Source organism: Escherichia sp. WS1451, assembly GCF_046487365.1.
GTDB lineage: Bacteria > Pseudomonadota > Gammaproteobacteria > Enterobacterales > Enterobacteriaceae > Escherichia > Escherichia coli.
In genome coordinates this window covers 1-11,907 of sequence record NZ_JBJQJP010000023.1, presented here as the reverse complement: position 1 = coordinate 11,907, position 11,907 = coordinate 1, and the positions used below count along the sequence as shown (strand labels likewise).

At 52.9% G+C, this 11,907-nt stretch carries 12 protein-coding genes and 1 pseudogene; 6 read left to right on the top strand and 7 right to left on the bottom strand.

Annotation, left to right across the window (positions count from 1 at the left end; genetic code table 11):
- Positions 1-11 precede the first annotated feature (11 nt).
- Genes yigB through lptM form a run of 5 tightly spaced genes read right to left on the bottom strand, consistent with a single transcriptional unit; the run spans position 12 to position 3,389 of the window.
- Complete coding sequence (gene yigB, locus ACJHX7_RS21690) at positions 12-728, bottom strand: 5-amino-6-(5-phospho-D-ribitylamino)uracil phosphatase YigB (RefSeq protein ID WP_001213584.1); 717 nt, start codon at positions 726-728, stop codon at positions 12-14.
- On the bottom strand, positions 728-1,624 hold the full coding sequence (gene xerC / locus ACJHX7_RS21685) for a tyrosine recombinase XerC (RefSeq protein ID WP_000130691.1): 897 nt from the start codon (positions 1,622-1,624) through the stop codon (positions 728-730). The genes yigB and xerC overlap by 1 nt, the downstream gene beginning before the upstream one ends.
- On the bottom strand, positions 1,621-2,328 hold the full coding sequence (locus ACJHX7_RS21680; RefSeq protein WP_000812796.1) for a DUF484 domain-containing protein: 708 nt from the start codon (positions 2,326-2,328) through the stop codon (positions 1,621-1,623). Before ACJHX7_RS21680 ends, xerC begins: the two co-directional genes overlap by 4 nt.
- On the bottom strand, positions 2,325-3,149 hold the full coding sequence (gene dapF, locus ACJHX7_RS21675; RefSeq protein WP_001160654.1) for a diaminopimelate epimerase: 825 nt from the start codon (positions 3,147-3,149) through the stop codon (positions 2,325-2,327). Before dapF ends, ACJHX7_RS21680 begins: the two co-directional genes overlap by 4 nt.
- Before the next feature lie 36 nt (positions 3,150-3,185).
- Entirely contained in the window at positions 3,186-3,389 is a 204-nt protein-coding gene (lptM, locus tag ACJHX7_RS21670; RefSeq protein WP_086623805.1) for an LPS translocon maturation chaperone LptM, read from the bottom strand.
- A 158-nt stretch (positions 3,390-3,547) separates the two neighbouring features.
- On the opposite strand from lptM, the pseudogene ACJHX7_RS21665 reads away from it, so the two are divergent.
- Positions 3,548-3,733 (top strand): annotated as a pseudogene (locus ACJHX7_RS21665) (DKNYY family protein); the annotation flags it as partial.
- 125 nt (positions 3,734-3,858) lie between these two features.
- A complete protein-coding gene (gene cyaY / locus ACJHX7_RS21660) occupies positions 3,859-4,179 on the top strand; it encodes an iron donor protein CyaY (RefSeq protein ID WP_000999950.1) in 321 nt (106 codons plus the stop codon).
- A 39-nt stretch (positions 4,180-4,218) separates the two neighbouring features.
- Here the strand turns inward: cyaY and cyaA are convergent, their stop codons facing one another.
- Entirely contained in the window at positions 4,219-6,765 is a 2,547-nt protein-coding gene (gene cyaA / locus ACJHX7_RS21655; RefSeq protein WP_000281697.1) for a class I adenylate cyclase, read from the bottom strand.
- A gap of 386 nt (positions 6,766-7,151) precedes the next feature.
- On the opposite strand from cyaA, the gene hemC reads away from it, so the two are divergent.
- From hemC to hemY, 4 genes are read left to right on the top strand one after another with little or no spacing between them, the layout of a single operon-like run.
- A complete protein-coding gene (hemC, locus tag ACJHX7_RS21650) occupies positions 7,152-8,093 on the top strand; it encodes a hydroxymethylbilane synthase (RefSeq protein WP_032188510.1) in 942 nt (313 codons plus the stop codon).
- Entirely contained in the window at positions 8,090-8,830 is a 741-nt protein-coding gene (gene hemD, locus ACJHX7_RS21645; RefSeq protein ID WP_094030190.1) for a uroporphyrinogen-III synthase, read from the top strand. Before hemC ends, hemD begins: the two co-directional genes overlap by 4 nt.
- A 21-nt stretch (positions 8,831-8,851) precedes the next feature.
- The gene (gene hemX, locus ACJHX7_RS21640) at positions 8,852-10,057 is read left to right on the top strand and encodes a uroporphyrinogen-III C-methyltransferase (RefSeq protein ID WP_001599344.1); all 1,206 of its coding nucleotides are present in this window, start codon (positions 8,852-8,854) and stop codon (positions 10,055-10,057) included.
- 2 nt (positions 10,058-10,059) lie between these two features.
- The gene (gene hemY / locus ACJHX7_RS21635; RefSeq protein WP_000921791.1) at positions 10,060-11,256 is read left to right on the top strand and encodes a protoheme IX biogenesis protein HemY; all 1,197 of its coding nucleotides are present in this window, start codon (positions 10,060-10,062) and stop codon (positions 11,254-11,256) included.
- Between the two features lie 555 nt (positions 11,257-11,811).
- Here hemY and ACJHX7_RS21630 read toward each other — a convergent pair.
- Positions 11,812-11,907 (bottom strand): IS1 family transposase (locus ACJHX7_RS21630; RefSeq protein ID WP_000851394.1); only part of this gene is annotated, 96 nt, incomplete at its 5' end.

Here is an 11,907-nt window from a genome sequence, read left to right as displayed (position 1 = left end):
AGATTTGCTGATTATATCAGCGAGGTCAGAGATGCCAACCGGGAAATTTCCAGATGCGGGAGTAAACGACTGTCCCAGGTTTGCATCAGATCGCCATTTTCCGGTCTGATCCAACAGGCCTGCATTCCGCTGCGAATTGCCCCACCCACGTCAGTGGTGAGATCGTCCCCGACATGTAAGATCTCGCCGATCGGCACGTTGAGTTTTTCCGCCGCCAGGAAGTACATATCGCTGAACGGTTTTGAGCGCCCGTGCGGGCCAGCGCGCAACACAAACTCAAAATAATCCCCTAAACCAAACAGCTCCGGCTGGGCGTTACCGTTGGTGATCGCCACCAGCGGCCATTTCTTCGCCAGCTGTTTTAAGGTGTCGTGGGTTTGCTGCGGGACATCGATTCGGCTGCGCCATTTGGCAAAGTTGATCATTGCTGCGTGTGCGCCTGCACTGGCTTCTTCGGCACTCAGCCCGGCGTCGAGCATGGCTTGTTCAATCGAACGAAAACGCCAGCGCGTGACGTCGTGATAAATCTCGGGTTCCGCTTCCCGTACCGCCTGGCGCAGGCGTTGCAGATCTTCATTCTGGAAGCTGCGCAGCGCCGGATGATAATTTTGCACAAAGGTAAGCGCCTCTCGCTCGGTGCGCAAAATCACCGGACGGTTATCGTAAAGGGTATCATCCAGGTCAAAGGTGAGCGCCGAGATGCGCCCCAAAGGCCGGTAAAAACGCATTATTTCCCCCGTTTGGCGCGTGGATGCGCCGCATCGTACACCGAGGCAAGGTGTTGAAAATCAAGATGAGTATAGATTTGCGTGGTGGAGAGGTTGGCATGACCCAGCAGCTCCTGCACACCACGAAGATCGCCGCTCGACTCCAGCATATGCGTAGCGAACGAGTGACGTAATTTATGCGGGTGAACGTGATTATTTAGCCCTTGTTTGATGCCCCATTCGGCAAAGCGTTTCTGCACATTACGCGCGGAGATACGCTTGCCCAGTTTCGACAGAAAAAGCGCGTCGTCTTCGCTACCAAACAGGTCGCGCAAATCAAGCCAGTGCTCAATCCACGCCACAGCGTTGCGACCAATCGGCAGGCGGCGCTCTTTGCTGCCTTTCCCCATCACCCACACTTCGCCGGACTCCAGGTCGAGGTGTTTGATATCCAGCCCCACCAGTTCGGAAAGACGCAGACCCGCGCCGTACATCACTTCCAGCATTGCCCGATCGCGCACGGCGAGGGGATCGTTGATATCAATATCCAGCAGCCGATTCATATCATCGACGTCGATGTTTTTCGGCAGATGACGCGGCGCTTTCGGTGCCGAAACACCTTTCGCCGGGTTGGCTTTGAGTTCGTTCTGGCTGACCAGCCAGTCAAAAAAGCTACGTAGCGCAGAAAGCCGTAACGCCAGACTTGCAGCTCCCAGCCCTTTACGGCGGCTGCGTACAGCGAAATTGCGCACCATCGTCACATCACATTGCTGCCAGCTTTGCAGGCCGTTTTCACTGGCAAAATTGATGATCGCCTCAAGCTGACGCTGATAGTTAAGCAGGGTTATCGGGCTAAGCTGACGCTCCACGCTCAGATAACGTAGGTAGCGTTCTACATCGGTGTGTAAATCGGTCATACGCGTTCAATCCAACGCTCCAGAAGCTCCGGCAACATCAGCGCAATTTCATGAAGTAACTGCGTTCCCTGCCCTTGTTGATAGTGACTGGCATCGCGACTGGTAAACAGCACAACACCCAAATCAGCATCGCTTCCCAGCATCGACATCGCCACCGATCCCACCGCTTTCGCTTCCGGTAGCACCACCAGCAGCTCCGGTCCGTTAAGTGGCCCCAGATAGTGCTGTTCCTGCCCCAGACGCTGAATACGCAGCGGTTCGAAAGACTGACGGCTTAATGCCAGATGAGTGTGGTTCGACGGCGCACCTAAGCGCCAGCGATCTGGAAACAGGCGCAGACTCGCGCCCGCCAGACCGAGATCGCGCGCCCAGCGGTGAAAGCGCATCAGCATATCGTCGAGACTGCTGGCGGCGGTGAGACTACGCTGCAAGTAGAGTAAGCGATAAAACAGGCCTTCGTTGGCGATAGCCTGCTCCATCAACAACGCCATGTTCTCTTCCAGAACATGAATGTGATTACGTGCGCGGGCCATGTGCCACTCGACCAACGAAACGGTGCCGCGTACCGGATGCGGCACACGTATCGCTTCTACTGCGCGCGCATTGCGGATAAAAAACTCAGGATTTTTAATCAGATAATCGACAACCGCCCGGTCATCAAGCTCCGTGAGTGTTTCCTGCAGTTCTTCCCCTGGTTGCTTCATAGATGAATAAATCCGTCGTAGACATGTACCGCCGGGCCAGTCATATATAACGGGTGACCCGGACCTTTCCAGGCGATATCAAGACGACCGCCGGGGAGTTCCACGCGTACTTCTTCGGCCAGCAAACCTTGCTGAATCCCTACCGCCACCGCCGCACATGCGCCGCTGCCGCAGGCCTGGGTTTCTCCTGCCCCACGCTCATAAACGCGTAAACGAATATGCTCGCGCTTAACCACTTGCATAAAACCGATATTGGCGCGCTCCGGGAAACGTTCGTGGCTTTCCAGAACAGGACCAAGCGTTTCTACCGCCGCGGTATCGACATCATCGACCTGAATCACGCAATGCGGATTTCCCATCGACACCACGCCGCATAAGATTGTCTGCTCGGCGGCGCGCATAATATAGGTCTTTTCCGCTTTGTTAGCGCGAAACGGCACGGCAGAAGGTTCGAAGTTGGGTTCGCCCATATTTACGCGGACCAGATCATCATCGGTGACGGTAAGAACCATCCGCCCGTTGGCGGTGCTGACGCGGATATCGCGCTTATTGGTCAGCCCTTTCAGACGCACAAAACGGGCAAAGCAGCGTGCTCCGTTGCCGCACTGCGCCACTTCACTGCCATCAGCATTGAAAATGCGATAGTGAAAATCCAGTTCAGGATCATACGGCGGCTCAACCACCAGCAGTTGGTCAAACCCTACCCCCAGGTGCCGATCAGCCAGGCGACGAATCAGCTCCGGTGAAAAAAAGACATTCTGCGTTACCGCGTCGACGACCATAAAATCGTTGCCAAGGCCATGCATTTTCGAGAACTGCATCATTTACTCCAATCACGCGGGTACAGAAACTGACTTTTAGTAATTCACCTGGGATGGACCATCGCCAGTGGCGCGGTCGTTTTTATCCGGCACCGTGGATTGCGTTTGCGTCTCTACCGGTTTGGTCGGCGGCGGTGTGTTTTTATCTGCAGGCGGGAAATAGAGCGGACCTTTCAGACCGCAGCCCGTCAGGCTGAAGAGAGTAAGTAATACAGTGAGTGCCTTAAACACGTTTTTCATTATGGATTGCCTGTAAAGTTCATCGCTTTCTGCTTTCTATCATCGCAGGAGAAGGCGTAAAAGCAAGCGTTTAGCGACTCTTTATGAAGTCTGAAAAGTGAGGAAATGCTGCGAGTATAACGCTTACTCGTGGGGATTTATGTTTTGCTGGTAGTTTCGTGATCGGCACCTCGCGCCAGGATGGCTTTATGCACTATCGCAATGTGGTTTGTTTGTTGTCTTGTTCGTTGTTTTTATCATCGGCATGGGGATGTCGGCTTTCCGCGCCTGAACATAATATTTACCAGAAACAGGGAAAAGGCGTGGTATACCTGCGCCCTTATGAAAAGACCAATCTTTCGCTATATAGAGATATTATTATTTCGGTGACGGATGAATCGTGCCGGAACGCAGCAGCAGACGGGTAAACTTTGAAGCCCTGACACCATGCCGCTATACTGCCGCCATCACTTAAAAACAGGATACAACAATGAACGACAGTGAATTTCATCGCCTGGCTGATCAACTGTGGCTGACCATTGAAGAGCGTCTGGACGACTGGGATGGCGATAGCGATATCGACTGCGAAATCAACGGCGGCGTGCTGACCATTACCTTTGAAAACGGCAGCAAAATCATTATCAACCGCCAGGAACCGCTGCACCAGGTATGGCTGGCAACCAAACAGGGCGGCTACCATTTTGATATGAAAGGCGATGAGTGGATTTGCGATCGCAGCGGCGAAACCTTCTGGGATTTGCTGGAACAGGCGGCAACGCAGCAGGCGGGTGAAACAGTCAGTTTCCGCTAAGATTGCATGCCGGATAAGCCTCGCTTTCCGGCACGCTCATCACGAAAAATACTGCTGTAATAGCGGCGTGTCGTGATCCTGATTGGCAGGCGGCATGTTGCCAATCGATTTGGTGCGGAACGGAATCACCTGTTCACGACCATCAACCTTCACAATCTGATAGAACTGCGGCAGGTTGAAGTTGATGAAGCTTGAGCCGTAGGTAAAACGGTCGTGCGATGACGAGTAGAAGCGACTGACGTCACGCACCAGCTCCTCTTTGCTGCCTTCGCAGTGGTGATACACCTCAACCCGGTTGCTTTCGTCGAGAATGTAGATATTAAAGCCATTCTCGTCTTGCGTTTCTTCGAAGAAGAACTGGATGATCCCTTCGCTGGCAAAGCCATCCACCACCGCCGGTAATTTGACGTGATTGGTTTCAACCTGCACTGACAGGCCGTGCAGTTTGTTATGCGAAATAGCGCCATAAAACTCGATGGCGTTTTCCAGTTTCTGTACCGATACATTCAGCCGTTCGAAGAACAAGCCCCAGGTTTGACCGGAGACGCGCAGCGCCTTGAAGCGCCCGGTTTCCTGGCGGGTGCTGGAAAGACGCAGTTCAATACACTCAGAAACCAGTTGCTGCACGCGAGTACGGATTAACCCGCGCAGATGCTGGCTATAACAGAAGACTTCCACGCTATCTGGCGGTGCGGCGTCCTGATGCATTTTGCCGAGAATGGTTTTCAGGGCTTCGATCATCGACTGCTCGCCGTTGAAGTGCAACGTACGCACTTCGTTCCACGAGTTGCGGTACAGCAGGTCCACGCTACCTACCAGGCAATTTTGATTCTCGCCAAAGCTGAAGACGTCCAGCTTACGGAAATCAAAATGCACCACCTGATTGCGGAACGCAGCTGTCGGGTCATATTCCAGGTTAACGATAATCGCCAGATGGCGAATCTCACACGGGCTGTAGAGCGCTTTTGGCGTCGGTGCAGGCAGGCGCAGCGGGAAATGGTGTGACACATCGGCGACCATCTCCTGCAACTTAGGCAAATCGACAATGCCGTTACCTTTAATATACAAACGGGTACGCGAGGTCAGCAGGCCGTTAAACCATGCCCACGCTACCAGTTTATTCAGGTAACGGTTATATTCCAGCGGCTGATGGCTGATGATCGACTCAATATTTGGCGCGCGGTTATACAGATACCAACCGGAACGGTTAGCCCGGCCCGGCGGCACATAAATAAAGGTCAGATTCGGTTCCGAGAGATCGGGCGAAATCTGCGGGTTTACCAGCGTCACTTTACCTGGCAATGCTTCAAACGCGGCGTACAGCTTACGTGTCAGTACGCCGATATCCTGCGGACTGGCGGAGACGCTAAGGTTATTGCGACGCGCAAAGCGGATCAAATTACGGTAGCTCTGCATCATTGCATCGAGCAGCTCGTTGTGCGCCTCACGCACCTGATCAATCTTCCAGTTAGCGCGGTTATCGAGCATTGCAAGACGACCATCGTCCCATTCCCACTCTTTCACTAACTGGGTTAGCACTTCACGACGCCAGCCTACGCAGGCGCGTTCACGGCTGAGCTTTTCGCACACTTTTAAATAGAAGCAGCGACGTACTAAATCCAGACGGGTAAAATCTTCAATCGCCGTCAGGTATTCAGTAACACGCTCCAGCATCATGCAGTATGGATCGAGGCCAAACGATACAATCTCGCCATCGTGCAAACGCTGTTTGATATCTTTCGCCAGCAGACGTGGGTTCGGGTATTCCCAGGAATAGGCTTCCAGCAGCAGTGTTTTCAGCACCGCTTTGTATGGGGAATCGATACTCTTATAGAGCTGCCAAAGGCTGGCACCAAAGTACTCTTCGGCAGAAAGTGAGCTTAAGCCACCAAGATCCAGCCATTCATTAGGAGTAAGCACGCCCTGCGCGTAAAGCGTCATCACATAGTCGTCGTAATGCTCTTCTTCGTCGCACGGCACCATATTCCACAGAATACGCTTACCGGCGAGACGCACGGCGGTACGATAAAATTCGTCAAGCAGCAGTATATGCTGGGTGGAGCCACAATCTTCGCCCCCCAGGCTGCCGCTTTCATTATGACGGAAACGGTTTTCATCAATCAGGAAGAAGCTGACTTCCACACCCAGCGAGGCGGCCCAGCTTTCCAGCAGACTACATTTACGTTGTAGCAACTGGCGCTCTTCGCTATCGAGCCAGGATTGATGACAGACCCAGATATCCAGGTCAGAGGAACAGCTTTGCCCTACGGACGAGGTGCTGCCCATGGTGTATACACCAGTAATTGGAAGCTCACCTTTCGGCGGATCCTGTACTGACATTCCACGATACAGTTCAAGCTCGTTCAGGTAGTGGCGTTGAGTTTCATCAGGCGTGTAAAGGCAAATGCCTTTGGGAACGTTACCATCAAGGTAACCCGGCATTAGCGGATGGTGATAGTGCAACAATGTCGGCAGTAGACTGTAGACCTGTTGGAATGCAGGCCCCATAGCAGCAAGCGCGCGATCCACACGCAATTGATTTATGGCATCCAGTCTCTGTTTCAGAGTCTCAATATAGAGGTACAAGACGTATCGCCTGATTTGCTACCCGTCATGACTGTGATTCCGCCAACATCAACGGTAACACGCGGCATTCGGGATATTTCGTATGTCAAAGGTAACCGTTACCACTTTTCGCGCCTGGTTTTTTTAGTTTCACGACGAAAAAATGGTCTAAAACGTGATCAATTTAACACCTTGCTGATTGACCGTAAAGAAAGATGCGCTACATACAAGTGTAGCACCGTTTATTCTCTGTAAATTCCTTATTACGACGGCGTGAAACGCCTGTCAGGATCCACTGCCAGACCTCATTTTACGGTTTGCGCAGGCGTCTACGTTTCACCACAACACTGACATCGCTCTGGCAAGGATGTTAGGATGGACCACGGATGATAATGACGGTAACAAGCATGTTAGACAATGTTTTAAGAATTGCCACACGCCAAAGCCCACTTGCACTCTGGCAGGCACACTATGTCAAAGACAAGTTGATGGCGAGCCATCCGGGCCTGGTCGTTGAACTGGTACCGATGGTGACGCGCGGCGATGTGATTCTTGATACGCCGCTGGCGAAAGTAGGCGGAAAAGGCTTATTTGTTAAAGAGCTGGAAGTCGCGCTCCTGGAGAATCGCGCCGATATCGCCGTACATTCAATGAAAGATGTGCCGGTTGAATTCCCGCAAGGTCTGGGGCTGGTCACCATTTGCGAGCGTGAAGATCCTCGCGATGCCTTTGTGTCCAATAACTATGAAAGTCTGGATGCGTTACCGGCAGGCAGTATCGTCGGGACGTCCAGTTTACGTCGCCAGTGCCAACTGGCTGAACGCCGCCCGGATCTGATTATCCGCTCCCTGCGCGGCAACGTCGGCACTCGCCTGAGTAAACTGGATAACGGCGAATACGATGCCATCATTCTTGCCGTAGCCGGACTAAAACGTTTAGGTCTGGAGTCCCGCATTCGCGCCGCATTGCCACCCGAGATTTCTCTTCCGGCGGTAGGACAAGGTGCGGTGGGTATTGAATGCCGCCTTGATGATTCTCGCACTCGCGAGCTGCTTGCCGCGCTGAATCACCACGAAACTGCACTGCGCGTTACCGCAGAACGCGCCATGAATACCCGTCTCGAAGGCGGATGTCAGGTGCCAATTGGTAGCTACGCCGAGCTTATTGATGGTGAAATCTGGCTGCGTGCGCTGGTCGGCGCGCCGGACGGTTCGCAGATTATTCGCGGTGAACGCCGCGGTGCGCCGCAAGATGCCGAACAAATGGGGATTTCGCTGGCAGAAGAGCTACTGAATAACGGCGCGCGCGAGATCCTCGCTGAAGTCTATAATGGAGACGCCCCGGCATGAGTATCCTTGTCACCCGCCCGTCTCCCGCTGGAGAAGAGTTAGTGAGCCGTCTGCGCACACTGGGGCAGGTGGCCTGGCATTTTCCACTGATTGAGTTTTCTCCGGGTCGACAATTACCACAACTTGCTGATCAACTGGCGGCGCTGGGGGAGAGCGATCTGTTGTTTGCCCTCTCGCAACACGCGGTTGCTTTTGCCCAATCACAGCTGCATCAGCAAGATCGTAAATGGCCCCGACTACCTGATTATTTCGCCATTGGACGCACCACCGCACTGGCACTACATACCGTAAGCGGACAGAAGATTCTCTACCCGCAGGATCGGGAAATCAGCGAAGTCTTGCTACAATTACCTGAATTACAAAATATTGCGGGCAAACGTGCGCTGATATTACGTGGCAATGGCGGTCGTGAGCTAATTGGGGATACCCTGATGGCGCGCGGTGCTGAGGTCACTTTTTGTGAATGTTATCAACGATGCGCAATCCATTACGATGGTGCAGAAGAAGCGATGCGCTGGCAATCCCGCGAGGTGACGACAGTCGTTGTTACCAGCGGTGAAATGTTGCAGCAACTCTGGTCGCTGATCCCACAATGGTATCGTGAGCACTGGTTACTACGCTGTCGACTATTGGTCGTCAGTGAGCGTTTGGCGAAACTAGCCCGGGAACTGGGCTGGCAAGACATTAAGGTCGCCGATAACGCTGACAACGATGCGCTTTTACGGGCATTACAATAACTCTCATAACAGGAAGCCATAATGACGGAACAAGAAAAAACCTCCGCCGTGGTTGAAGAGACCAGGGAGGCCGTGGACACCACGTCACAACCTGTCGCAACAGAAAAAAAGAGTAAGAACAATACCGCATTGATTCTCAGCGCGGTGGCTATCGCTATTGCTCTGGCGGCGGGCGTCGGTTTGTATGGCTGGGGTAAACAACAGGCCGTCAATCAGACTGCCACCAGCGATGCCCTGGCTAATCAACTGACGGCACTGCAAAAAGCCCAGGAGAGCCAAAAAGCTGAGCTGGAAGGCATTATCAAGCAACAAGCTGTACAGCTTGAGCAGGCGAATCGTCAGCAAGAAACGCTGGCAAAACAGCTGGATGAAGTCCAACAAAAGGTCGCGACTATTTCCGGCAGCGATGCTAAAACCTGGCTGCTGGCTCAGGCTGATTTCCTGGTGAAACTCGCCGGACGGAAGCTGTGGAGCGATCAGGACGTCACGACCGCTGCAGCGTTGCTGAAAAGTGCAGACGCCAGCCTGGCGGATATGAATGACCCGAGTCTGATTACCGTTCGCCGGGCAATTACCGATGATATCGCCAGCCTTTCTGCGGTATCGCAGGTGGATTATGACGGCATTATCCTTAAGCTTAATCAGCTTTCAAATCAGGTAGATAACCTGCGTCTGGCTGATAATGACAGCGATGGTTCGCCGATGGATTCCGACGGTGAAGAGCTTTCCAGTTCCATCAGCGAATGGCGTATCAATCTGCAAAAAAGCTGGCAGAACTTTATGGACAACTTCATTACGATTCGCCGTCGTGATGACACCGCCGTACCGCTGTTAGCGCCAAATCAGGATATCTATCTGCGCGAAAATATTCGCTCTCGCCTGCTGGTCGCTGCACAAGCTGTACCGCGTCATCAGGAAGAGACTTATCGCCAGGCGCTGGAGAATGTCTCCACCTGGGTACGTGCTTACTACGATACTGATGATGCCACCACCAAAGCGTTCCTCGACGAGGTGGACCAGTTAAGCCAGCAAAATATCTCGATGGATCTCCCGGAAACCCTGCAAAGCCAGGCGATGCTGGAAAAACTGATGCAGACTCGCGTGCGTAACCTGCTGGCACAACCGGCAGCGGGGACAACGGAAGCTAAACCTGCACCTGCACCTGCACCTGCACCTGCACCTGCACCGCAAGCTGATACTCCGGCAGCCGCGCCGCAAGGAGAATAACCATGCTAAAAGTGTTATTGCTCTTTGTTTTGCTGATTGCGGGGATCGTGGTTGGCCCGATGATTGCCGGTCATCAGGGTTACGTGCTGATCCAGACCGACAACTACAATATCGAAACCAGCGTCACTGGCCTGGCGATTATTTTGATTCTGGCGATGGTAGTGCTGTTTGCCATTGAGTGGCTACTGCGGCGGATCTTCCGCACAGGCGCACACACCCGTGGGTGGTTTGTCGGACGTAAGCGTCGCCGTGCCCGTAAGCAGACCGAACAGGCGCTGCTGAAACTAGCGGAAGGCGATTATCAGCAAGTTGAAAAGCTGATGGCGAAAAATGCCGATCACGCTGAACAACCGGTGGTGAACTATCTGCTGGCTGCCGAAGCCGCGCAACAACGCGGTGATGAAGCACGCGCCAACCAACATCTGGAACGCGCAGCGGAGCTGGCCGGCAACGACACAATTCCGGTAGAAATCACCCGTGTACGTCTGCAACTGGCCCGTAATGAAAACCATGCTGCACGCCACGGCGTGGATAAGCTGCTGGAAGTTACGCCACGCCATCCGGAAGTATTACGTCTGGCGGAACAGGCGTATATCCGCACTGGTGCATGGAGTTCGCTGCTGGATATCATCCCATCAATGGCGAAAGCCCACGTTGGCGATGAAGAACATCGTGCAATGCTGGAACAACAGGCATGGATTGGCCTGATGGATCAGGCGCGTGCCGATAACGGTAGCGAAGGTTTGCGTAACTGGTGGAAAAACCAAAGCCGGAAAACGCGTCATCAGGTGGCGTTACAGGTGGCAATGGCGGAACACCTTATTGAGTGTGATGACCATGACACCGCCCAGCAAATTATCATCGACGGCCTGAAACGCCAGTATGACGATCGCCTGCTGCTGCCGATCCCGCGTCTGAAAACCAATAACCCGGAACAGCTGGAAAAAGTGCTGCGCCAACAGATCAAAAACGTGGGCGATCGCCCGTTGTTGTGGAGCACACTGGGTCAGTCGCTGATGAAGCACGGCGAATGGCAGGAAGCATCGCTCGCCTTCCGCGCGGCGCTGAAACAACGTCCGGACGCCTACGATTACGCATGGCTTGCCGACGCGCTGGACAGACTGCACAAACCAGAAGAAGCTGCAGCGATGCGCCGCGACGGTTTGATGTTAACGTTGCAGAACAACCCGCCACAGTAGTTCTTTCTCACCCAGAGGCAAGCACCTCCGGGACCTTTCTGATACATAAAAAAACGCCTGCTCTTATTACGGAGCAGGCGTTAAAACAGGTCTGTATGACAACAAGTGGGTGCTTCACTCAACGTTGTGTCCATGGTGTCTGATGAGGCATAAGCGACATCTGTCAGTGGACGATAAGCACCGTAAACGGCTCTGCGTCATTCCGGAGTTTATGAGGCACTAAGGCGAACATAAGAGATGGAATGAGCATCTACTCGTTTATTATGCCACAGAGAACCGGGAAATAACATCCCTTAACACTTGTTATGAGATAATTCTGTAATCCTCTTTGCTTCCTGAGTGAATATTTCTCCTGCGCACGATTCTACATATATATATAATGAATAATAAAAGTCATTCAATTAATAACATATATATTAATTGCCGTTAAAACTAAAAACAGCATCAATAATCAACGCGATATAACATCACCGCCTTACATATCACCTGCGCCAGAGGTAGGATTGAAAACGCTCTCCTGATTTTCCAATTCATTTTCTGGGTAATGACTCCAACTTATTGATAGTGTTTTATGTTCAGATAATGCCCGATGACTTTGTCATGCAGCTCCACCGATTTTGAGAACGACAGCGACTTCCGTCCCAGCCGTGC